The sequence below is a fragment of the Bradyrhizobium sp. 26S5 genome (assembly GCF_036923295.1).
Classification (GTDB): Bacteria; Pseudomonadota; Alphaproteobacteria; order Rhizobiales; family Xanthobacteraceae; genus Bradyrhizobium; species Bradyrhizobium septentrionale.
In genome coordinates, this window is the sequence record NZ_CP145948.1 from 2,497,105 (window position 1) to 2,520,251 (window position 23,147).

Annotated in this window: 20 protein-coding genes and 1 pseudogene; 15 read left to right on the top strand and 6 right to left on the bottom strand. The window is 65.3% G+C overall.

The window, feature by feature from the left end; all coding sequences use genetic code 11:
* Positions 1 to 118 precede the first annotated feature (118 nt).
* The 3 genes from V5279_RS11730 to V5279_RS11740 all read right to left on the bottom strand — a co-directional run bounded on the left by V5279_RS11730 (position 119) and on the right by V5279_RS11740 (position 3,449).
* On the bottom strand, positions 119 to 1,129 hold the full coding sequence (locus V5279_RS11730) for an amino acid ABC transporter substrate-binding protein (RefSeq protein ID WP_338697449.1): 1,011 nt from the start codon (positions 1,127 to 1,129) through the stop codon (positions 119 to 121).
* Positions 1,130 to 1,212: 83 nt separating this feature from the next.
* Positions 1,213 to 2,568, bottom strand: coding sequence for an aspartate aminotransferase family protein (locus tag V5279_RS11735; RefSeq protein WP_338697451.1), 1,356 nt, complete (start codon positions 2,566 to 2,568; stop codon positions 1,213 to 1,215).
* A 5-nt stretch (positions 2,569 to 2,573) separates the two neighbouring features.
* Positions 2,574 to 3,449: a MurR/RpiR family transcriptional regulator gene (locus V5279_RS11740; protein WP_338697453.1), complete on the bottom strand. Its 876-nt coding sequence runs from the start codon at positions 3,447 to 3,449 to the stop codon at positions 2,574 to 2,576.
* Between the two features lie 106 nt (positions 3,450 to 3,555).
* Between V5279_RS11740 and V5279_RS11745 the strand changes: the two genes are divergently transcribed.
* The 14 genes and pseudogenes from V5279_RS11745 (at position 3,556) to hemC (ending at position 19,508) form a co-directional block, all read left to right on the top strand.
* A complete protein-coding gene (locus V5279_RS11745) occupies positions 3,556 to 4,743 on the top strand; it encodes an ABC transporter permease subunit (protein WP_338697455.1) in 1,188 nt (395 codons plus the stop codon).
* 1 nt (position 4,744) lies between these two features.
* Entirely contained in the window at positions 4,745 to 5,866 is a 1,122-nt protein-coding gene (locus V5279_RS11750; RefSeq protein ID WP_338697456.1) for an amino acid ABC transporter permease, read from the top strand.
* Positions 5,867 to 6,030: 164 nt separating this feature from the next.
* Positions 6,031 to 6,957 (top strand): hypothetical protein, encoded by a 927-nt coding sequence (locus V5279_RS11755; protein WP_338697457.1) that lies wholly within the window; start codon positions 6,031 to 6,033, stop codon positions 6,955 to 6,957.
* A gap of 388 nt (positions 6,958 to 7,345) precedes the next feature.
* Positions 7,346 to 8,140, top strand: coding sequence for a FadR/GntR family transcriptional regulator (locus V5279_RS11760; protein WP_338697458.1), 795 nt, complete (start codon positions 7,346 to 7,348; stop codon positions 8,138 to 8,140).
* A 33-nt stretch (positions 8,141 to 8,173) separates the two neighbouring features.
* Entirely contained in the window at positions 8,174 to 9,604 is a 1,431-nt protein-coding gene (locus tag V5279_RS11765) for an amidase family protein (protein WP_338697459.1), read from the top strand.
* Positions 9,605 to 9,831: 227 nt separating this feature from the next.
* Positions 9,832 to 11,052 carry an ABC transporter substrate-binding protein gene (locus V5279_RS11770; protein ID WP_338697460.1) on the top strand — a complete coding sequence of 407 codons (1,221 nt, stop codon included), beginning with the start codon at positions 9,832 to 9,834 and terminating at the stop codon, positions 11,050 to 11,052.
* A gap of 961 nt (positions 11,053 to 12,013) precedes the next feature.
* Positions 12,014 to 12,755, top strand: a pseudogene (gene cnbZ / locus V5279_RS11775) (2-amino-5-chloromuconate deaminase CnbZ).
* Between the two features lie 124 nt (positions 12,756 to 12,879).
* Positions 12,880 to 14,472 (top strand): NAD(P)/FAD-dependent oxidoreductase, encoded by a 1,593-nt coding sequence (locus tag V5279_RS11780; RefSeq protein ID WP_338697461.1) that lies wholly within the window; start codon positions 12,880 to 12,882, stop codon positions 14,470 to 14,472.
* The gene (locus tag V5279_RS11785; protein WP_166304702.1) at positions 14,472 to 14,879 is read left to right on the top strand and encodes a c-type cytochrome; all 408 of its coding nucleotides are present in this window, start codon (positions 14,472 to 14,474) and stop codon (positions 14,877 to 14,879) included. The genes V5279_RS11780 and V5279_RS11785 overlap by 1 nt, the downstream gene beginning before the upstream one ends.
* A 77-nt stretch (positions 14,880 to 14,956) precedes the next feature.
* Positions 14,957 to 15,445 carry a Rid family hydrolase gene (locus V5279_RS11790; protein WP_338697462.1) on the top strand — a complete coding sequence of 163 codons (489 nt, stop codon included), beginning with the start codon at positions 14,957 to 14,959 and terminating at the stop codon, positions 15,443 to 15,445.
* Between the two features lie 130 nt (positions 15,446 to 15,575).
* Positions 15,576 to 16,994: a M20/M25/M40 family metallo-hydrolase gene (locus V5279_RS11795; RefSeq protein WP_338697463.1), complete on the top strand. Its 1,419-nt coding sequence runs from the start codon at positions 15,576 to 15,578 to the stop codon at positions 16,992 to 16,994.
* Positions 16,994 to 17,812, top strand: a complete 819-nt coding sequence (locus tag V5279_RS11800; protein WP_338697465.1) for an aspartate dehydrogenase — start codon at positions 16,994 to 16,996, stop codon at positions 17,810 to 17,812. Before V5279_RS11795 ends, V5279_RS11800 begins: the two co-directional genes overlap by 1 nt.
* Entirely contained in the window at positions 17,812 to 18,432 is a 621-nt protein-coding gene (gene pncA, locus V5279_RS11805; protein WP_338701128.1) for a bifunctional nicotinamidase/pyrazinamidase, read from the top strand. The genes V5279_RS11800 and pncA overlap by 1 nt, the downstream gene beginning before the upstream one ends.
* A gap of 65 nt (positions 18,433 to 18,497) precedes the next feature.
* Positions 18,498 to 19,508, top strand: coding sequence for a hydroxymethylbilane synthase (hemC, locus tag V5279_RS11810; RefSeq protein WP_338697467.1), 1,011 nt, complete (start codon positions 18,498 to 18,500; stop codon positions 19,506 to 19,508).
* 8 nt (positions 19,509 to 19,516) lie between these two features.
* On the opposite strand, the gene V5279_RS11815 is transcribed toward hemC, so the two are convergent.
* From V5279_RS11815 to V5279_RS11825, 3 genes are read right to left on the bottom strand one after another with little or no spacing between them, the layout of a single operon-like run.
* Complete coding sequence (locus tag V5279_RS11815; protein ID WP_338697469.1) at positions 19,517 to 20,206, bottom strand: DUF1045 domain-containing protein; 690 nt, start codon at positions 20,204 to 20,206, stop codon at positions 19,517 to 19,519.
* A gap of 20 nt (positions 20,207 to 20,226) precedes the next feature.
* Positions 20,227 to 21,399, bottom strand: coding sequence for an alpha-D-ribose 1-methylphosphonate 5-triphosphate diphosphatase (locus V5279_RS11820; RefSeq protein ID WP_338697471.1), 1,173 nt, complete (start codon positions 21,397 to 21,399; stop codon positions 20,227 to 20,229).
* A complete protein-coding gene (locus V5279_RS11825; protein ID WP_338697473.1) occupies positions 21,396 to 22,061 on the bottom strand; it encodes a chloramphenicol acetyltransferase in 666 nt (221 codons plus the stop codon). The genes V5279_RS11820 and V5279_RS11825 overlap by 4 nt, the downstream gene beginning before the upstream one ends.
* 199 nt (positions 22,062 to 22,260) lie before the next feature.
* Here V5279_RS11825 and phnC point away from each other — a divergent pair, with 199 nt between their 5' ends.
* Positions 22,261 to 23,076, top strand: a complete 816-nt coding sequence (gene phnC, locus V5279_RS11830; protein ID WP_166304729.1) for a phosphonate ABC transporter ATP-binding protein — start codon at positions 22,261 to 22,263, stop codon at positions 23,074 to 23,076.
* The last annotated feature ends 71 nt before the right edge of the window (positions 23,077 to 23,147 follow it).

The following is a 23,147-nucleotide window of genomic DNA, read 5'->3' on the forward strand; positions in this document are numbered from 1 at the left end:
GGTGAGGGGCTCTATCCAGGTCATCGGTGAGAGAAGGATACGCGGTGGCTCCCCCTCACCCGGAACGCATCTGGCGATGCATTCCGACCTCTCCCCGCGAGCGGGGAGAGGTGACTTCCTATTTGAACGGGATCGCGTACATCAATCCGCCCTTGCTCCAGGTGGCGTTCAGCCCACGCTCGAGCTTCAGCGGACTTGCCTTGCCGACATTGCGCTCGAAAATCTCACCGTAATTGCCGCCGGCCTTGATCGCCGCGACCAGCCATTTGTTGTCGAGGCCGAGCCGCGAGCCGAGATCGCCGGAGACGCCGAGCAGGCGCTGGATCGCCGGGGTCTGCGACTTCGTCATCTCGTCGGTATTGGCCTGGGTGACGCCGAGCTCCTCGGCCTCGACCAGGCCGTAATGCAGCCAGGTGATGACGTCGCTCCAGACCTCGTCGCCGTTGCGGGTGAACGGGCCGAGCGGCTCCTTGCTGATGGTCTGCGGCAGCACGACGTAATCGTCGGCCTTCGGCGCGGCGGTTGCGACCGCGCCGGCGAGCGCGGAGGCGTCCTGGGTCATGGCATCGCAGCGGCCGCCGAAGAAGGCCTGGTACATGGTGTCGGGGCGGTCGAACACCAGCGGCTTCCAGTCGATGCTGTTGGCGCGACCATAGTCGCCGAGCGTCACCTCATGCGTGGTGCCCTGCGCGACGCAGACCGTGGCGCCCTTGAGATCCTTCACTTCCTTGACGCCGAGGTCCTTCTTCACCACAAAACCCTGGCCGTCGTAGAAATTGACCGGGCCCTGGCGCAGCCCAAGCGTGGTGCCGCGCAGATAGGTCTGCGTCGAGTTGCGGTAGAGCACGTCGATCTCGCCGGACTGCAGCGCGGTGAAGCGGTTCTGCGCGGTCAGCGCCACAAAGCGCACCTTGGTGGGATCGCCGAGCACGCCGGCGGCAAGCGCGCGGCAATAGTCGACGTCGAGGCCCTTGAAGTTGCCCTGCGAGTCCGGCGCCGAGAAACCGGCAAAGCCGGTCGAGACGCCGCACACCAGCGCGCCGCGCTGCTTGACGGTGTCGAGCGTCGCCGCGCTTGCAGCCGTGATGCTTGCGGCGAGAACGGTTGCAGTGATCAATCCTCTGTACATATTACTCCTCCCTCCTGTTTGAGCATGATCCATGCGCAAACGCTTCGCGTTTGTCGCGGAAAACCGGTGCCCACTTTTCCGGATCATGCTCCGTGACCAACATCTTTCAAGGCGCTGTCCACTGCAGCCCCGAGCCTTTCGACGATCATGTCGATGTCGCCGGGCGTTGCGATATAGGGCGGGGCGAGCAGCACGTGGTCGCCGCGCTGGCCGTCGGCGGTGCCGCCCGAGGGATAGCAGCCGAGGCCGCCGGCGAAGGCCGCAGACTTGATCCGCTGATGCAGCTTCAGCTTGGGGTCGAACGGCTGCCGCGCGCCGCGGTCGGCGACCAGCTCGATCGCCCAGAACAGGCCGCGGCCCCTGATGTCGCCGACATGGCGGTGATTGCCGAAGCGTTCGACGAGGCGCTGCTCGAGCTGCCGGCCGCGCTCCTTGACCTGATCGAGCAGCTTTTCTTCAGCGATCGTCTTCTGCACCTCGAGCGCCGCGGCGCAGGCGAGCGGATGCGCCAGATAAGTGTGGCCGTGCTGGAACGCGCCGGAGCCGTCGCGCACGGTGTCGACGATGGTGCCGCTCGCGAGCATCGCGCCGATCGGCTGATAGCCGCCGCCGAGACCCTTTGCGACCGCCTGGATGTCGGGCGCGATGGCTTCCTGCTCCCACGCATGCAGCGTGCCGGTGCGGCCCATGCCGCACATCACCTCGTCAAGGATCAACAGCGCGCCGTGGCGGTTACAGATCTCGCGCACCGCCTTGAAGTAGCCGTCCGGCGCCGGCACGCAGCCGGCGGTGGCGCCGACCACGGGCTCGGCGATGAAGGCCGCGACGGTGTCGGGGCCGAGCCGCTGGAATTCGGCTTCGAGCTCGGCGGCGAGGCGGCCGACGAACGCAGCCTCGGATTCATCGTCGCGCTTCTCGTGATAGGCGAAGGCGGGCGTGACATGGCTGAACGAGGGCGACAGCAGCGGCGCGTAGGGCTCGCGGCGCCAGGCGTTGCCGCCGGCCGACAGCGCGCCCAGCGTGTTGCCGTGATAGCTCTGGCGGCGTGCGATGAAGCGCGCGCGCTTCGGCTCGCCGCGCTCGATGAAATATTGCCGCGCCAGCTTGATCGAGGCCTCGATCGCCTCCGATCCGCCGCTGACGAAATAGACGTAAGAGAGACCGCCGGGCTCATGGCCGACCAGCCGCTCGGCGAGCTCTTCCGCCGGCGCGGAGGAGAAGAAGCCGGTATGGGCATAGGCGAGGGTCGAGGCCTGCTTGGCGATCGCGGCGAGAATCCGCGGATGCTGATGGCCGAGGCAGGAGACCGCGGCGCCGCCGGAGGAATCCAGGATGCGGCGGCCATCCTCCGCGATCAGAAACACGCCGTCGCCGCCGATTGCTTTCGGCGGAGTTTCGCGCAGGCTGCGATGCATCACGCGGCTCTTGGGGGCTGCCATGACACTCATCCTTTCTCGGAAAAATATTGCGACATTTCGGCAAGCCGGCCCTCGGTCTCCTCCAGCTTGCGTTTTGCACCCGCGCCGCCCAGTGTGAAGCTGACCGCGGCGAGCGACTGCGCCACCGCGATCGCGCCGGTGAGGCTCGGGAAGAAGCCGGGCGAGGCGGCGGCCTCGAACAGCAAAAGATGATCGGCGCCCTCGGCCATCGGCGCGCTGATGGTGTCGGCGATCGCGATCAGCGTGGCGCGCGCCTGATGCGCCGCGCGCGCGGTCTCGACGCTGACCAGCGTGTAGGGCGCAAAGCCGACCACGACCACGGCGTCATCGGCACGGAAGGCGCCGTGGTCGAGATCGAACGGGCCGGAACCGCCGACCAGCTGCACGGCGTCGGGGCGGAACAGGCGAAGCTGATAGGTCAGGAGTTCCGCGACGCTGCGGCAGCTGCGAAAGCCCGTGATCCAGATCCGGTTGGCCGCATGCAGCGCACGCGCGGCCTCCGCAATCGCACTCGCGGAAATGCGCGCAAGTCCCGCAGCTTCCGCCTCCAACTTGTCGTGCACCAGCCTGACATCGGCATTCGGCCCGGCGCGGCGACTTTTGGCGCGGCCGGAAAAGGGCGAGCCCTGCGCCGGCCGTCGCGCCTCGGTGAGCGCGGCGCGCAATTCGTCCCAGCCGGAATAGCCGAGCGCCTTGGCAAGACGGGTGAAGGAGGCGGGGTCGGCGCCGGCGACCGAGGCTAGCTCGCGCATCGAGCGGGTGGTGGCGTCGTAGTCGTTGGCTGCGACAAACCGCCCGACCTCCTGCAACCGCATTGGCAGCGATGGCAGCGCGCTGCACAATTCGTTCAGGGGCGATGGTTTCGGCTGAGCCTGGGCCATGAAACATATGTTGCACGAATATTAATTTGGTGCAACATATGAAGTGCGCAGCCCCGAATACGCTCTTGCGCATGGCAGAAGATCGCTTCTCAGAGGATCCTGTGCTGTGACGACATCGACGCCGAAACGCCCTCCCGCACGTCCCTGGCAGCTTTCGCTCGGCGATCCCCGCGTCGCCGGCCTGTTCTGGCAGATCCTGGTGGTCGCCATCGCGGTCGCCATCGTCGCCTTCCTGTGGTCGAACGCGCTGCATAATCTCTCGGTGCGCCGCATCTCGACCGGCTTCGCCTTCCTCGGCCGCGAAGCCGGCATGCCGATCGCCGACAGCTGGATCGACTACACGCCGAAGAACAATTATCTGCGCGCCTTCATCGTCGGCGTCGTCAACACGCTGCGCGTCGCCGTGATCGGCATCGTGCTGGCGACCGTGATCGGCACGCTGGTCGGCATCGCACGGCTGTCGTCGAACTGGCTGCTGGCGCGGCTCGCCGCCGTCTATGTCGAGGTGCTGCGCGACCTGCCACTGTTGCTGCAGCTGCTGTTCTGGTACGTGCTGATGCAGGGCCTGCCGGCGGCGCGCCAGGCGTGGAAGCCGGTCGAGGGCGTCTATCTCTCCAATCGCGGACTGATCCTGCCGTCGATCCCGCTGCATGAGGCCAATCTGTGGACGATCCTCGCGGTGGTCGCCGGCCTGGTCGTGTTCTATCTCGTCAGGCGCCGCCTGATCGCGCAGCAGATGCTCGACGGCAAGGCGCGGCCGGCCTGGCCTTACGCGCTTGGCCTCGTTTTTGCGCTGCCCGCGATGGTGTCGTGGCTTCTGGGCGCGAGCTGGAGCATCACGCTGCCCGAGCTGCGCGGCTTCAACTTCGTCGGCGGGCTGACCCTGGCGCCGGAATATTTTGCGCTGCTGATCGCGCTCGTCACCTACACCTCGGCCTTCATCGCCGAGATCGTGCGCAGCGGCATCCAGGCGGTGCCGCGCGGGCAGTCGGATGCCGCCAAGGCGCTCGGGCTGAAGCGCAGTTTTGTCTTGCAACACATCGTGCTGCCGCAGGCGCTGCGCGTCATCATCCCGCCGATGACGAGCCAGTATCTCAACCTGACCAAGAATTCCTCGCTGGCGGTCGCGGTCGGCTACCAGGACATCGTCTCGATCGCCAACACCACGCTGAACCAGACCGGGCAGGCGATCGAGTCGATCGCGCTGATCATGATGGTGTTCCTCACCATCAGCCTCGGCATCAGCCTGTTCATGAACTGGTACAATGCGCGGATCGCGCTGGTGGAGCGCTGACATGAGCTCGGTCGCCCACCTTCCGCAGGATCCACTGCCGATCGGCCCGCGCCCCGCGCCACGGGCGCTTGGCGGTCAGTTCACCGCGTGGCTGCGCGCCAATCTGTTCCCCTCTATCCCGTCTGGTATCGTGACCTTGCTGCTGCTGCTCGTGCTCGGCAAGGCTTGCATCAGCCTCTGGCAGTGGGGCATCGCCAACGCGGTGTGGATCGTCCCCGGCAGCGACAGCAGCGCCTGCCGCGCGCTGCGCGGCGTCGGCGCCTGCTGGGCGGTGATCCCCGAGAAATACCGCTTCATCCTGTTCGGCACCTATCCGTTCGACGAGCAGTGGCGGCCGGCGCTCGCGGTTTTGATCTTCATCGCGCTGTTCGTGGTCTCGAGCCGCCGCAGTTTTTGGCGCAAGGAGCTGTTCCTGCTCTGGGCCGCGGCGCTGATCGCGATCGGATGCCTGATGTGGGGCGGCTTCCTTGGTCTCAGCTTTGTCACGCAGGACCGCTGGGGCGGGCTGCCGGTGACGCTGATTCTCGCGACCTTCGGGCTCGCCTTCGGCTTCCCGCTCGGCATTCTCGTCGCGCTCGGCCGCCGCTCGAAGCTGCCGGCGATCCGTTCGCTCTGCGTGCTCTATGTCGAGTTGATCCGCGGCGTGCCGTTGATCAGCCTGTTGTTCATGGCGAGCGTGATGTTCCCGCTGTTCATGCCCGACGGCGTCAACATCGACAAATTGCTGCGCGCGCAGATCGCCTTCATCCTCTATGCCGGCGCCTATCTTGCCGAAGTGGTGCGCGGCGGATTGCAGGCGGTGCCGCGCGGGCAGTATGAGGCGGCTGATGCGCTCGGCCTGTCCTATTGGGAGAAGAACGCGCTGATCGTGCTGCCGCAGGCGATCCGCCACGTCATCCCGCCGCTGGTCAACACCTTCATCGCCTTCTTCAAGGACACCAGCCTGGTCCTGATCATCGGCATCTTCGACCTGCTGACCACCGCCAAGACCGCGATCGTCGATCCCGCCTGGCAAGCGTTCAGCGTCGAGGTCTATGTGTTCGTAGGCGTGATCTACTTCGTGTTCTGCTTTGCGATGTCGCGCTACAGCCGCGGCCTCGAGGCGCAGCGCACGTCCGGCTGAGGTGGAGCCTGCCGTGATGGATCGATCCGCCTTGCGCGGAACCTGATATGCCCATTTGGATAAGCTTGAGAAAGTGGAAAACATCTCCGTGAGTGCGTGAACCCCGGCAGCGGCAACTTGCACTCATGTGGTGCGATCACGCAGCTCATGAGGAGATCGATGCCATGGCGCCCCCGAAACGCTCGCCTCATCCAATCGAGCGACCGCCAAAGGGCATGCCCGTCCCACGCAATTGGGGATTGATGCAAGGCGGCATTCCCTACCGGCCGCACGGCCCTGTCCGACCGGGAGATACCCGGCCTCAGGAAGACTGGTACACCGTCGCTGAGAAGTTCAGTGTCGGAGTCAAGGAGCTGATCTATTTCAACTTCATGACCGACGACCCAGATGTCGTGAACTGGTACCTCAGCCACTATGTGGGATGCGTCAAGGTCAGCCCCAGCGGCAACAACTGGATGTTCAGCAATTCGGCCAATCCTGGCATCATCTACATCCCGCCCGTCGATCATGATCCAATCGATTTCGAGGCCGAGGATATCTGCGTCTGGACTCCAAACGATGCGAAGACGTTTCTGATGCGCCTGTTTGCGCTTGCGCAGGGCATGAAGGGCTACAAGGGGCAGCGCATCAAGAAGCTCGTGCAAGTGATCCTGAACGCTGGATATCCGGCGTGCCTGGACCTCTGGTACTACAACGATATGGTCATATCGGTTTATGTCGACATCAAGGAAGGCAACGCCAAGCGCCGCGAGATGATCAAGGCGACGCGCGGCGCGTTTCCCTTCAGTGGAGAGTCGGGTGTCTACGGGCAGCAGGGCAGCGAAGAGCGCCATCGCGGGATGTGGCAAATCCATCCGGTCAGAAGCTTGTTCACGGACTCATGCGGCTCCTTCAATGCTCAGGCCATGAAGGACCGCTTGGAAAGCATCGACGAGGAAATGTACAGGGGCTGGCACGAGCTCGATATGGTATCCGCCAAGTCGAGCCAAGGCGGCGGCAGTGCCTTCGGAGAAATGGTCTGGGACTTTATCAACCATGTGAGACTGTTGTCGGAAGACCAGACGCACCTTTACTGGGCGTTTTCACAATAGCGGCCCATCGCTCGCCTGCCGCAACCATGCCGGCGCCTGTCTCACCGAAGTCTGCGCGGCGGATTGCAGGCGGTGCCGCGCGTACCAAACGAGGCGGGAGACGCGCTCAGGCTATCCTGCCGCGAGAAGCACGTGCTGATCGACACGCCATGCAGGGCGATCGCACAAGACATCGGAGCGTTGGCGTGCTGTTCCGTATCCGTCATGGCCGGGCATAGCCGTCCGAAGGACGACGTCGCTTCCGCTCGCCTATATCCCGGCCAAGCACGTCTTTTTCCGCTGCGGTCGCCAAGACGTGGATGCCGGGCCGAGCCCGGGCATGACGAGGTGAGGGGGAGAGGATCGAAACGCCTTGCCAAGCCATCCCGGACCTATTTATGATCATAAAATGGATAAATCGGCTTTACCCTCCCTCGACCCCTCCCGGCGCGCCTCGATCAAGCGCAAGCGCTCGGACGCGGTCGCCGACCTGATCCGCAGTCACATCTTCCAGGCCGGGTTGCAGCCCAACGACCGGCTGCCGCAGGAGGGTGAGCTGGTCGAGATGTTCGGCTGCAGCCGCTCGACCATCCGCGAGGCGCTCAAATCGCTCGAGGTGCAGGGCCTGGTGCAGAACACCACCGGGCCCGGCGGCGGCGCGCGGGTGGCGCCGGTGTCGATCAACCGGATCGTCGGCCTGCTCAGCAACTACTTCTATTTCCAGTCGGTCTCGACCGCGCAGATCTACCAGATCCGCCGGCTGATCGAGCCGGAGCTCGCCTTCAGCGTGGTCGGCCACCTCACCGCAGAGCATTTCACAGCGCTCGACAAGGCGATCGCGGTTCAGGAGCATCATCCTGGCGGCATCGCGGATTGGGAGCACCACCGCCATGCCGAGATCGATTTCCACGACATCCTGATCGAGGCCTGCCCCAATCCGCTGCTCGGCCTGGTGGCCCGGTTCGTCAACGAGGCGATCCGCCATTTGATCGGCAGGCTCGGCGTGCAGGAATTCGCATCGAGCTTCACCTGCGAGAACATCGAGTTTCACAAGCGCCTGATGGCTGCGTTCCGCTCCGGCAACGCCGCGCGCGCGAAGCGCGTGATGCTCGACCATGTGCTGAGCGCCGAGGCGGTGGTCGTCCCCAAGGAGGACCACCGCACGGATCAGCCGGTGTTTTATGAGCCGTTGCGGCTCGACTGAACCAACCAGCAAAAACAAGCGGAGGAACGACACGTGACGAACGCACCCATTTGGCAATGGTCCGCCGTGGAGACGGCTGCGGCGATCAGGAACGGCGAGGCGACCTCGGAGCAGGTGGTCCGCGCTCACCTCGACCGCATGCACGAGGCCAACCCGGCGCTCAACGCCGTCGTCGTCGACCTCGGCGCTTCAGCGCTGGAGACGGCGAAGGCCGCGGACGCGACGCTGGCCGCGAGCAAGCGTCAGGGTGGAAGCGTCGGGCCGCTGCACGGCGTGCCGGTCACGATCAAGATCAATATCGACGTCGAGGGTCAAGCCAATTCGAACGGCGTGGTGGCGTTCAAGGACAATATCGCGCCGGGCGACTCGCCGGTGACGGCCAACCTCAAGAAGGCCGGCGCTGTCATCATCGGCCTGACCAACACGCCGGAATTCTCGCTGCGCGGCTTCACCGACAATCCACTGCACGGCCTGACGCGCAATCCCTGGAACGCGGATGTGACCTGTGGCGGATCCTCGGGCGGCGCCGGCGCCTCGATTGCGGCCGGCATCGGCACCATCGCGCATGGCAACGACATCGGCGGCTCGTTGCGCTGGCCGGCGCATTGCAACGGCATCGCCACCATCAAGCCGACCCAGGGCCGCATCCCGGCGTTCAATCCGAGCGCGACCGCGGAGCGGCCGCTGATGGCGCAGTTCATGTCGTCGCAGGGACCCTTGGCGCGCCACGTCGCGGACGTGCGACTCGGCCTCGAGGTGATGGCGCAGCGCGATCCGCGCGATCCCTGGTTCGTGCCGGCGCCGCTGACGGGGCCGAAGCCTGCGGCGCCGGTCAAGGTCGCGCTCGCAAAGATCCCTGAAGACATGGCGACCGATCGCGGCGTGATCGCGCTTCAGCGCAAGGCCGCCGATCATCTGGCCGATGCCGGCTATGCGGTCAGCGAGGTCGAGCTCCCCGACCTCAACAAGGTCTGGCAGCTCTGGTGCGATCTGATCATGACCGAAGTCCGCGTGCTGCAGCAGGACCAGATGCTGGCGACCACCAGCGCCGACTTCCAGAAGTCGTTCCGCGGCTTCATCGCGATGGCCAACCCGCTCGACCAGGCCGGCTACATGAAGGCGATCGCCGAGCGCTCGCGCCACATCAGGAACTGGATGACGTTCCTCGAACAATATCCGCTGCTGCTGATGCCGACCACGGTGCGCAAGACGCCGGAGGTCAATGCCGATCTCGGTGGCGATCAGCGCGTCAAGGAGCTGTTCTGGAACGACCTCCGCTTCATCTCGTCGATCAACGTGCTCGGTCTGCCGGCGGCTGTGGTGCCGGTCGGACTGCATGAGGGATTGCCGGTCGGCGTCCAGATCGTCGGCTCGCGCTATCGCGAGGACATGTGTCTCGACGCCGCCGAGGCGATCGAGCGCAAGGCCGGCATTCTCGCACGGCAATTGTGGGAGCGGCGATGAGGCGATCTCGACGCCACCTCGCATAATCCAATCGTGTGATTCACGGCACGCCGCGGCGAAATCTCGTCGCGGCGTTTGCATGATCGGCGACGCGCGCAACTGCGGTCGTGTTCCTCCTCCCGGAATTTCTGCGCGGAATCGCAGAGCGCCATGTCGGCGATGGGGTTGTCGGCGATCCCTGATTCCTTCAGGAGATCGTCCGAAACATCCGAACCGTTGGGAAAGAAATGTCCATTACCAAACGCTCGCATTTCCTGGTCGCAATTGCTGCCGTGTGTCTCTCATTTGCGGCCGGCGCTGCCCGGGCGGAGGATGGCGTCCTGCGCGTCGGCATCATCACCGACATGAGCGGGCAATATTCCGACGGCAACGGCCCCGGATCGGTGATATCTGCACAAATGGCCGCGGAGGAAATCGGCGGCACGGTCGCCGGACGCAAGATCGAGATCATTTCGGCCGACCACCAGAACAAGCCTGATGTCGCGACCGGCATCGTGCGCAACTGGATCGACAACAAGGGTGTCGACGTGATCGCCGAAGGCGTCAACTCCGCGGTGGCGCTCGCGATCCAGACCGTGACGCGCGAACGCAAGAAGCTGTTTCTGATCTCGGGCTCCGGCTCGTCCGATCTCACCGGCAAGCAATGCTCGCCGACCAGCGTGCAGTGGACCTATGACACCTACGCCTCCTCGAACGCGACGGCCAAGGCCGTGGTTGCGCGCGGCGGCACGCCCTGGTTCTTCCTGACCGCGGATTATGCCTTCGGCCAGGCGCTGGAGCGCGACGCCAGCAAGGCGGTGACATCAGCCGGCGGCAAGGTGCTGGGCGCGGTCCGCCATCCGTTCGACACCGCCGATTTTTCGTCGTTCCTGCTGCAGGCGCAGTCCTCCGGTGCCAAGATTCTCGCCCTCGCCAATGCCGGCTCCGACTTCCGCAACGCGGGGTCGCAGGCCGACGAGTTCAACATCCGCGCAAGCATGCAGCTCGTCGCGCTGCAGGTGACGCTCACCGACGTGCCTGCGCTTGGGCTGGCCCATGCGCACGATCTGCTCTTCACCGATTCCTTCTATTGGGACCGTACGCCGGAGACGCGCGTGTTCGCCCAGGAATTCTTCAAGCGGCACGGCGCGATGCCGACCGCCTACCAGACCGGCGTCAACTCGGCGCTGCGGCACTATTTCAAGGCGGTCGCCGCCACCAATTCGGTGGATTCGGAGACCGTGATCGCGCAGATGCGGAAGACCCCGGTCAATGATTTCTTTGCCCAGAATGGCGTCGTGCGCGAGGACGGCCGCATGGTGCATGACATGTATCTGATGCGTATCAAGAAGCCGGAAGAGTCCAAGAGCAAGTGGGACCTCTACGAATATCTCGCGACGGTGCCGGGCGACCAGGCCTTCCGTCCGCTCGACGAAGGCGGCTGCCCCTACGTCGCCAAGGCGCATTAGGGCGGGGCGATCGAGGACAGGGCGGGCGCTCCGGTACGGCAATCGCGGGGCGGGGGTGAGGTGAGCACGCTCCCCCGGCTCCCTCCCCCCTTGCGGGGGAGGGTTGGGGAGAGGGGTGGCCCCGGGCGCGATGCAAGAGATCAGCGTCGTTGCATTAACTCCGCGCGCTTGCGGGAAGAGAGTCCCTTCAACAGCAACGGAGCAAGCGGCACCCCTCTCCCTAACCCTCTCCCGCTAGGGGAGAGGGAACCCTGCCGCTGTGCGTCCCTTACGCGCGCGTGCCACTGAGTTGCCCGACGCGGCAAGCCTCCGCAGTAAGCTTTATCAGAAGTGCAACTCGGTGTATGGTCCGCCCGTCTCACCCGATACGGGGGCGCTTCGCGGTCGTCACGAACGCGGTGTGAGATGCGGTGGACGCTGATTGCGCAACTGACGAGTGCGCATGAAGCGGACGGTGAAGTCGTGTGGTCCTGACGCCCTAGTGGCCGGTGTCCCCTTGTAAGACGCAGTTGCGTCTTGCGAAGGCGGTGACAAGCAAGCCCAGTCTCGCCGGGGAGAGCACGAAGTAAGCCGTAAAACCATCGCGCAGGGAAAGCCGGATTGCTCCGGTTACACCTGCGGTCCTACCTCCGGTGCTTTTTGTTGCACCGGACCCATGGGTGCGATCGGCACCCGGCTTTCCCTGCGCCCTCTGCTAGAGGAGAGGGCGGAACGAGAAGCAAAGCTCGGGCAATCATGTCGCGAGAATGCGGAGCTGCGTCCTCACCACATCTGTCATCGCCCGGCTCGACCGGACGATCCAGTACGCCGCGGCCTCTCGGCTCAAGCACAGGCGTCTCTGGAATACTGGATCACCCGCTTTCGCGGGTGATGACACCGTGTTGTTTGACATCCTTAATCGAGAGTATTCTCCATTGCGAGACACAGCGACGACCGCATCCACCTCACGTCACGAGGCAACATGACCAGCACCATCGAGGCTCCCGACGGCGGCTACCGCTTCATGCCCGGCGTCAGCCAGTATTCCTGCGGCATCGGCGCGCTGCCCGGCTTTGCGATCGAGCGCGTCAGGTTCTCGGAGCCGGTGCCGTTAAGCGCGGGCTTTAACAGGATCGCGGATATCCTCAAAGCCGCGGGTCGTCCGCTCACCGCGTTCGGCGCCTGCGAACTGCGCTCGCCGGCGCCGTTCACCGAAGACGGGTTCAAGGCCTTCAACGCGATCTACATCAAGACCTTGATCGAATGGGGCGTGATGCGCGACGGCGTCAATCCGGTGGCGCGCAGCAAAACTCGATCCGCCCGGCGAGCCGTCGTTCCACGCCTTCTCCTACACGGTGCCGGCTGCCAAGAACGCAGCGACGAGCTTCGTCGTGGCCGGCAGCGGCGAGTCGGTCGAGGGCAAGGCCAATTATCGCGATCACACTGTGGCCCTCGGCGACACCAGTCCGGCCGGCATCCTGGCGAAGGCGAAATTCGTGGCTAGCGAGATGGAACGCCGGATGAGCGCGTTCGGCGGCACCTGGCAGGACACCACCGCAGTGCAGCTCTACACCGTCCACGACGCCTATCCGGTGCTCGAAAGCGAGCTCGGCCGCCGCGGCGTGCTGCGCAACGGCTTAACCTGGCATTTCGACCGGCCGCCGGTGATTGGGCTTGACTTTGAAATGGATTGCCGGCGCGTGCATCGCGAGCGCGTGGTGTGATGCATCGATCAGGTGGCGCATCAAAAGCGCGTGTGGGTGCATGGCGAAGCGTGTGGCTTTCCTTGACACGGATCGCGTCAACCGTTTCCCTTCGCCATCGAAATCAGCGGCTGGGTGAACGCGGGTGCAGAACGAATCTGTGATCAGGCGGCGGGATCTGCTCGCGCTGATCGGCACCATCGCCGGCAGTTCGGCGATGTATCACGCGATGACGAGCCTCGGCTTTGCATCCGAGTCCGCCTACAAGGGGCCGCTCAAGCTCGCCGGCGACGTGAAGGGCACCTCGGTGCTGATCCTCGGCGCGGGGCTTGCCGGCATGACGGCGGCGCTGGAACTGCGCAAGGCCGGCTACAAAGTCCAGATCCTCGAATTCAACAACCGCCCCGGCGGCCGCAACTGGTCGATCCGCGGCGGCGACAGCTTTACCGAGCTCGGCGGCTTCAAGCAGACCTGCCAGTTCGAGCAGGGGCTCTATCTCAATCCCGGCCCGTGGCGGATTCCCTATCATCACCGTGCGCTGCTCGATTACTGCCGCCGGCTCAACGTGACGCTGGAACCTTTCCTCCAGCTCAACCACAACGCCTATCTGCACGCGACGCGCGCATTCGACGGCAAGCCGCAGCGCTTCCGCAGCATCAAGGCGGATTTCCAGGGCCAGGTGTCGGAGCTGCTCGCGAAAGTCACCCAGCAGGGCAGGCTCGACGAGGTCGTCACCAAGGAAGATCAGGAGATATTGCTGCAGGCGATGCGCGACTGGGGCGCGCTGGACCGCGACTACAAGTACAACGCCAACCTGGTCTCCGCCGAGTTCCGCGGCTATGCGCGCGATCCCGGCGGCGGCCTGATGGACGATCCGCTGCCGAGCGACCCGATCTCGCTGCAGGAGCTCTTGCGGTCACGGATGTGGCGCTATCTGCAGAGCTATGCGCGCTACGACTTCCAGACCACCATGTTCCAGCCGGTCGGCGGCATGGACATGATCGGCAAGGCGTTCGCGCGCGAGGTCGGCGATCTCATCCGCTACAACGCCAAGGTCACGCAGATCCAGCAGAACGGCTCCGGCGTCACCGTGAGCTATGTCGACACGGCCAATCCATCCACGGTGCAGCAGGCGACCGCCGACTGGTGCATCTGCACCATCCCGCTGCCGATCCTGAGCCAGCTGCCCCTCGATGTCAGCGGGCCGATGAAGAATGCGATCGATTCCGTACCCTATGCCGCCTCGGTGAAGATCGGCCTGCAGTTCAAGCGGCGGTTCTGGGAGGAGGATGAGGCGATCTATGGCGGCATCAGCTACACTGACCTGCCGATCCGGCAGATCGCCTATCCGAACTATGGCTTCAACCGCGGCGGACGCGGTGTCCTGCTCGGCGGCTACATGTATGGGGGCGCCAATTCCTTCGAGTTCACGGCGATGACGCCGGCCGAGCGGGTCGCCAGTGCCGTCGAGTTCGGCGCCAAGATCCACCCGCAGTACAAAAGCGAATTCGAGAACGGCGTCGCGGTGGCCTGGCATCGCGTGCCGTTCACGCTCGGCTGCGCCGGCGAATGGACCGACGCCGGGCGCGCGCAGCATTACCGAAATCTCTGCCAGATCGATGGCCGCATCGCGCTGGCGGGCGAGCACGCCTCGCAACTGCCGGCTTGGCAGGAGGGCGCGATCCTGTCCGCGCTTGACGCCATCTCTCGGCTGCACGAACGCGTGGTGAAGACGTGATGATGCGTACCAGCATATCAGCGGTTGCAGCGTTGACGCTGCTGTCCGCCACCACGGCGGTCGGCCAGGACAACGCGACCGGCAAGCGCACCTTCTCCTCGGGCTACCGCTTCGTGGAGATGACCGGCGAGGAGCTGTTCGGCAACGTCTGTCAGGGCTGCCACATGCCGGATGCCACAGGCGCGAGCGGCGCCGGCACCTATCCGGCGCTCGCCAGCAACAAGAATCTCGAATCCGCCAGCTATCCGATCTTCCTTGTCATCAATGGCCGCCGCGGCATGCCGGGGTTCGGCGACATGATGACCGATGGTCAGGTCGCTGCCGTTGTGAATTATTTGCGGACGCACTTCGGCAACACCTATCAGGACGCGGTGACGGCCAAGGACGTCCAGGACGCCCGCCGCTAGAAGCGTTTTCGAGCGAAGTGGGTACCGGTCGCGTGAAGAAAACGCGTCAAAACAAGAGTTATTCTGGGGAGAGTTTGATGAAGTTCATCGGTATCGTGCTGGGCGCCGCGCTGTCGGTGGTGGCAAGCGCTGCCTCGGCTGACGTGATCAGGCATCCGATTCCCAATTCGACATTCCCGATCGCGCAGGCGGTCACCGTCACCGGCAACACCACGACCGTCTATGTCAGCGGCCAGGTTCCGCCGGTCGCCAACAAGGATGCCGATCCGTCGAGCCCGCAGGCCTATGGCGATACCAAGACCCAGACCGTCGGCGTGCTCAATCGCATCAAGGGCATCCTGGAAGGCCAGGGGCTTGGTATGGGCGACGTCATCAAGATGCAGGTGTTCTTGGTGCACAACGCGTCCGCACCGATGGACTTCAAGGCCTTCATGGAGGGCTACACCCAGTTCTTCGGCGGCAGCCAGCCGAACCTGCCGGCGCGCTCGGTGGTCGGCGTCGCCGCGCTCGCCAATCCCGGCTTCCTGGTCGAGATCGAGGTGATCGCGGCCAAGGATGCCAAATAAGGATTCCAAACAGCGTGCGCGAAACTGCGGAGCATGCGCGCGGAAATTGAAGGGCTCGCCGTCTTGCCAAAGCGCGTGTCGCCTGTCTGAATTCGTCTCCAGTGAGGCGATGGAATTCCGGGAGAGTACGATGTCGCACAAGGCCCCAAACATGGTTCGATCGCTGCGTCTCGCGGCGGCACTTGCTCCGGTCCTGCTCGCAACCGGCGCCACGGCGCAGGGGCTGACCGAGCAGCAGCAGTTTGCCCGCGGCATCTATCAGGAACTGGTCGAGATCAACACCACCACCGCGACCGGCGATACGCAGAAGGCGGCGGAGGCGATGGGCGCGCGGCTCCGCGCGGCGGGCTTCTCTGAGGCCGACGTGCACGTGTTCTCGCCGGCGCCGCACAAGGGCAATCTGGTGGCGCGGCTGCCCGGCTCCGGCGCGCGCAAGCCGATCCTTCTGGTTGCCCATCTCGACGTCGTCCCCGCCCTCCGTGAGGACTGGACGGTCGATCCGTTCAAGCTCACCGAGCAGGACGGCTATTTCTACGGCCGCGGCTCCAGCGACGACAAGTTCATGGCGTCGGCCTTCATCACCAACCTGATCCGCTACAAGAAGGAGGGCTACAAGCCCGACCGCGACATCATCGTCGCGCTCGAGACCGACGAGGAGATCCTCGATGCCAACGGCCTCGGCATGCAGTGGCTGATCAAGAACCACCGTGACCTGATCGACGCCGAGTTCGCGCTGAACGAAGGCGGCGGCGTCGGCCTCAAGAACGGCAAGGCGATCCGCAACAGCGTGCAGACCAGCGAAAAGGTTTCGGTCGGCTACCAGCTCACGGTGAAGGATCGCGGCGGCCACTCATCGCTGCCGCGCAAGGACAACGCGATCTACCACCTCGCCGAAGGCCTCGTCCGGCTCTCCAATTACAGCTTCCCGATGAATCTCAACGAGACCACGCGAATCTATTTTGCGAAGGTCGCCGAGGTCGACAAGTCGCATGCCGACGACATCAAGGCGATCCTGGCGCCGCAGCCCGACCCGGCGGCGCTGGCGCGCTTGTCGGAAAATCCCGGCTATAATGCGCAGCTCCGCACCACCTGCGTCGCGACCATGCTCGAGGGCGGCCACGCCATCAACGCGCTGCCGCAGCTTGCGACCGCCAAGGTGAATTGCCGGATCCTGCCCGGCGAGCCGGTCGACGGTGTCCAGGCCACGATCGAGCGCGTGCTCGCCGACAAGCAGATCGAGGTGACCCCGACCGGCAAGGCCGTACTGAGTCCGCCGTCGCCGCTGAATGAGGAGGTGATGGGATCGATCGAGAAGCTGTCGAAGGAGTTCTGGCCGAACGCCGAAATCGTCCCCACCATGAGCACCGGCGCGACCGACGGCAGCTATCTGCGCAATGCGGGGATTCCGACCTATGGTCATTCCGGGCTCGGCGCCGATGTCGATGACAACCGGAACCATGGCAAGGACGAGCGCGTGCTGGTCAAGTCGTTCTACGAGGGCGAGGAGTATCTCTATCGCCTGGTCAAGATGCTCGCCGGCGGAAAATGATGGCTGACGGCAAGACAAGGCTGCGAGTGGCGGTCGCCGGCCTCGGCGCGATCGGCACCGAAATCGTCAAGGCGCTCGATCAGGGCATCGAGGGCCTGACCTTGGTTGCAGCGTCGGCGAACAGTCCGGACAAGCACCGCGGCTGGATTGCGGAGCTCAGCTCTGCGCCGAAGCTGGTGCCGATCGATGCGCTCGCCGATGTCGCGGACATCGTGGTCGAGTGCGCGCCGAGCAAGCTGGTGCGCTCGATCGTGGCACCGGTGGTCGAGCGCGGCAAGACCGCGGTCGTGCTCAGCGTCGGCGCACTGTTGCAGAACGAGGACCTGGTCGATCTCGCTCGCGCGCATGGCGGCCAGATCATCGTGCCGACCGGTGCGCTGATCGGGCTCGATGCGGTGACTGCGGCGGCGATCGGGACCATTCATTCGGCCAAGCTGGTGACGCGGAAGCCGGTCGCGGGGCTCCTGGGTGCGCCGTATCTGGTCGAGAACAACATTCACATCGAAGGGATCACCGAGCCGCTGCGCATCTTCGAGGGCAGCGCGCGCGACGCCGCCAAGGGCTTTCCGGCCAATCTCAACGTCGCGGTGGCGCTGTCGCTGGCCGGCATCGGCCCCGATCGCACAAGGGTGGAGATTTGGGCGGATCCGACGGTGACGCGCAACACCCATCGCATCGAGGTCGATTCCGACTCCGCGCGGTTCTCGATGATGATCGAGAACATCCCGTCGGAGAACCCGAGGACCGGCCGCATCACTGCACTCTCCGTGATCGCCTGCCTGCGCAAGCTGCGCGCGTCATTGCGGATCGGGACGTGATGAAGATCCAATCCGACGATCTCTTCCTGATCATCGACGTGCAGAACGATTTCTGCCCGGGCGGCGCGCTGGCGGTCGCCGACGGCGATGCGGTTGTGCCGGTGGTCAACCGGCTCGCCAGCCGCTTCGACCATGTGGTGCTGACCCAGGACTGGCACCCGGCGGGCCACAGCTCGTTTGCGACCTCGCATCCGGGCGCGGCGCCGTTTTCCTCCATCACCATGCCGTACGGGCCGCAGACGCTGTGGCCGGATCATTGTATCCAGGGCACCACTGGCGCCGGGTTTCACCCCGAGCTCGCGACCGACCGCGCCGAGCTCGTGATCCGCAAGGGCTTCCGCGGCGCGATCGATTCCTATTCGGCGTTCTTCGAGAACGACCTGATAACCCCGACTGGGCTCGCCGGTTATCTGCGCGAGCGTGGCCTCAAGCGCGTCGTGATGGCGGGGCTCGCGACCGATTTTTGCGTGCAATATTCGGCGCTCGATGCGCGGCGGCTCGGTTTCGAGACCGCGGTCGTGCTGTCGGGCTGCCGTGCCATCGATCTTGGCGGCTCGCTGGCCGCCGCCACCGCGGCGATGCGCGAGGCCGGCGTCACGCTTGTCGAGGAGATTGCCTGAGCGGAGCCGGCTAAGGGCAAAAACCGTTGTTTTGACTGGCCTTTTGTTCTAATCCCCAGCCGTTGATGTTGACGCGCAGCGGGGATTTCGTGTCGGGACAGGTTTTGCGGATAGGGACGCGCAAGAGCGCGATGGCGCTCGCGCAGACGGACGAGGTGGCGCGGCTGCTGCGCGCCTCGGCGCCGGACCTTGCCGTCGACATCGTCAAGTTCGAGACCCGCGGCGACCAGGACCAGACCAGCAAGCTGCTGCGTCACGGTGGCAAGGGTGGCGCGTTCGTCGCCGAGATCCGCGAAGCCATGCGCGCCGGCAGGCTGCAGGCTGCGATGCATTCGCTGAAGGACGTGCCGGGCAATGAGGAGACGCCGGGTCTGGTCCTCGCCGCGATGCTGGCGCGCGATGCGGCCAATGATTCGCTGGTGTTGCGGCCGGGTCTGACGCTGGATGCGTTTCGCGCCTCGCGCGGCAAGGGCTTCATGATCGGCACCAACGCCGTGCGCCGCGCCGCCTATCTGCGCCGACTATTTCCGGAAGCGACCGTGATCCATTATCGCGGCGCCGCCGACACGCGAATTGCAAAACTCGATCGCGGCGCCAAGCAGCGGCTGCCCGATGGCGGCGAGGTGGGGCCGGCGGACGCGCTGGTGATGGCGCGCTCCGGTCTCGAGCGCATCGGCATGACCGCGCGCATCGCGCATGACTTCTCGGTCGATGAGATGCTGCCCGCGGTCGGCCAGGGCGTCGTCGCGGTCGAATGCGTCGAGACCGACTGGGCGACGCGTGCGCGGCTCGGGCGGATCGACAACGCGCCGTCGCGGCTCGCCGCCGAGGCCGAGCGCGAGGTGCTGTGGGTGCTCAACGGCCATTGCAATTCGCCGATCGCCGGCCACGCCACGCTTGCGGGGGCTGAGATGACGCTGCGCGCCTCGGTGCTCGACGAGGCCGGCGCCGGCTTCATCGAGGTAACGCGGCGCGGACCGGCGGACCGCCCGCGCGAGCTCGGCCGCGCCGTCGGTATGGAGCTGTTGGACAAGGGCGCCGCCGAGATCATCGCCCGCACCCGGGTCGAGGAATAGCGCCGCCGCTATGCCCGCAGCGGCCAGTTGCCGATGATGCGGAAGCGGGATGCGCTGTCGTCCTGCTTGAACAGCGCGATGCGGTCGACTGCGAGTGTCGCAAGCTCGATCGCGGCGAACTGCTCGCGCAGCCGTGCCACGATCGGGCCGCGCCGCTCGTCGCTCAGCCGCCCGGTCAACGTCATGTGGAAGCGGAATTCCTCCATGACGTAGGGATAGCCCCAGCGGTCGAGATAGTCGCGCTGCCGTTCCGTGAGCCGTTCGGGCTTGCGCCGCGCGCGATCGTCCGGCGTGAGCGGCGCGCGGAAGGCGTCGAACTCGGTGACGCAATCGGCGGCGAGCTGCTGGAGTTCGTCGGAGCGCTTCGCCGGGATCACGGCGATGAAACCGCTGATGGCATCGACAACAGGCTCGATCACCGGTATGCGCCGCGCGCGGCCTGCGAAGGCGGCGCAGGCGCCGAGAAGCTCGGCCTCGCTCCTGCCGTCGGCAAGCGCGGTCGGCGCCTTCAGCGTGGCGTGGAAGCCGTATTTGCGCGGGTCCTCCGTGACCTCGCGCCAATCGGGCGTGACGCCATCGGGAAACGGCAGATCGTCGCCAGACACGGCGTCATAGCCGAGCAGCCTCGAGCCGAAGCGGTGCAGGGCGCTGTCGGGTGACGGCGCATAGTAGATCGCGTAGCGCGGAGTGGGGGCCATGGCAGCAGAATAGAGCCTGACTATGCCGCCGCAACCGTCTTGCGCGGCGCGAGCGAGTGAACGAGGCAGCTTGCATCCGCCAGATGCACCAGCCGTCCGGCTGATATCACGGCGACGATGCGCGGCCGCACCGGCGCCTTGTCGTCGACGATGACGATGTCGGCGCGGCGGCCTGCGGCGAGCACGCCGCGATCGGTGAGCCCTGCGGCGCGCGCCGGCGCCGACGAGATCAGGTCCCAGGCCCTGGCGAGCGGCAGGATGCCGTCCGCTGCGAGGCGGAACGCCGCGAGCAGCTGCGCCGGATAATAATAGTCCGACGCCAGCACCGAGCAGAGGCCCTTGGCGATCATGTCGGACGCTTTGGTCCAGCCGGTGTGGCTGCCGCCGCGCACCACATTGGGCGCGCCGAACACGATGAAGTCATCAGCATCGGCGGCATCGCGCGCGGTCTCCTCGTTGACGGGGAATTCGGCAATCGCCGCGCCCAGCGCGCGAAACTCCTGACGCATCGCCGGGCTGTTGTCGTCGTGCGACAGCATGCGGATATCAGCCGCGCGTGCAGCCGCAGCCAGTCGCGCGATCGAGGCCGGCACCTCGGGGCGGCGAGCCACGACCCGGTCGAGCATGTCGTTGACGGCCTCGACGGAGAGCCCGGTGCGTTCGGCCAGCTGGTTGCGCTTCTTCGGCTTGACGTTGCTGTGGTCGTTGAAGGCGAACAGGTCGATGCGGCCTTCGGTGAGCCATTGGATGATCTCGGCCTCGGCGTCGAGATTGTGGGTCTCGTGACGCAAATGGAAGCGCGTGTCGGCGGCGAGAAGCGGCCGCAGCGCCTCGATCGCATCGAGCAGCTTGCGAGCGTTCTCCGCGCTGCGCAGGCCGGGCTCCCACGACCAGGTCGTGCCGTGGAACACGGTGGTGATGCCGTTGGCGATCGCCTGCCGGTCGCTGTCAACAAGCGCGACGTCGGTCGGGAAGTCGACGCCCGGGCGCGGCATCATCTGCCGCTCGAACGCATCGCCGTGCAGATCGATGATGCCGGGCAATACCAAGAGCCCGCCGGCATTGATGTGAAGCGCGGCGCGGCCTTGCTCGGCGCCGAGCGCGCCGATATCGCGGCCTGCGGTCCGCAGCGAGGTTTCGACCAATCCGCCGTCAACCAGCGTGCGTCCGCCCTCGATGAAAATGTCCGTCACGATGCGGCACTCCGTTGTTTGGCCTGTGCTTGGGATACGGCCTCGGCCTCATACTTGTCGAGGAATTCCTCCACCGCGAGCTTGCGAAAGTCGGGCAGGACACGGCGGAGTGTTTCGTGATCCCAGTCCCACCACGCCAGCGCAGCGAGACGATCCGCGACCGCTTCCGAGAAGCGCCGCTTCACCGGGCGCGCCGGATTACCGGCAACGATGGTGTAGGCGGGCACATCCTTGGTCACGATCGCGCCGGCGGCAACAACAGCGCCGGTTCCAATGTTGCGGCCCGGCAGCAGGATCGCGCCGTGACCGATCCAGACGTCATGGCCGATATGCACGTGATGCGCACGTCGCCAGTTGAAGAAGTCGGTGTCGTCGCTCTCGCCGGGAAAATAAGCGCTGGCGCGGTAGGTGAAATGCGCCTGTGTCGCGCGATGCATCGGGTGGTTGCCGGGATTGATCCGGGTCATCGCCGCGATCGAGCAGAACTTGCCGATCGATGTGTAGGTGATCTGGCTGTCGTTCACGACGTAGGAATAGTCATCCATGCTGACTTCAAGCAGGATCGTGCGCGCGCCGACCTCGGTATATTTGCCGAGCTTGCTCTCGCGGACCGACGCAGTCGGGTCGACGGTCGGCACAACCGAGAGTGTTTTTCCGGCCATCAGGGCTTCCGCAAATCTTGTAAGTCTTTGGCTTCCGGGAGATGCGCGCTCGTCATCGGGATGCTTGATGACAACATCATGACGTCACGATGACGGCAAGAGAGCAGGTGTGGACGATCGCCGCACCGCAACGTCGCGTCACATAACTGTAAAACACCGGGGATAGCGATGGCCCAACACGGCGCGGTTGGAGCATTACATGCTGGTGGTGGAAGGTTTGACGTGCCGGTTCGGCACAAAAGCCGCAGTCGACAACGCATCCTTCTCGATCGCGCCGGGCAGCTTTGTCGGTGTGATCGGCCGCTCCGGTGCCGGCAAGTCGACCCTGTTGCGGATGATCAACCGTCTCGCCGATCCGACCTCCGGCCGCATCCTGTTCGAAGGAACCGACGTGACTGCATTGCGCGGCAAGGCGCTGCGGCAGTGGCGGGCGCGCTCGGCGATGATCTTCCAGCAGTTCAACCTTGTCGGCCGTCTCGACGTGCTGACCAACGTGCTGATGGGCCGGCTGGCCCAGATCCCGTCCTGGCGTTCGTTGGCGCAAGCCTGGCCGGAGCAGGACAGGGCGCTCGCGATGTCCGCGCTCGATCAGTTCGACATCGCCCAGCTCGCGGCGCAGCGCGCCGACCAGCTTTCGGGCGGCCAGCAGCAGCGCGTCGCGATCGCCCGCGCGCTGGTGCAGGAGCCCGACATCATCCTCGCCGACGAGCCGATCGCCTCGCTCGATCCGCGCAACACCAAGATCGTGATGGATGCGTTGCTGCGCATCAACAAGCATTTTGGCATCACCGTGCTCTGCAATCTGCACTCGCTCGACCTGGCGCGGACCTATTGCGATCGCCTGGTCGGGATGGCGGCGGGTCGCGTGGTGTTCGACGGCGCCCCGGCGGCGCTGACCGATCATATCGCCCGCGAGCTCTACGACCTCGAGGCCAACGACGTCATGGGCGGCGCGCCAATGCCCGCGCCCGACGGCGCGACCGTTCCGGCACTCGGCACCGCCGCCGCGGCCTGAGCGTCGCGCGTTTTCCGATCTGAATGGCCGAGCATTTTGCCCGGCCAACAGGTGCAACCATAACAAAGAGG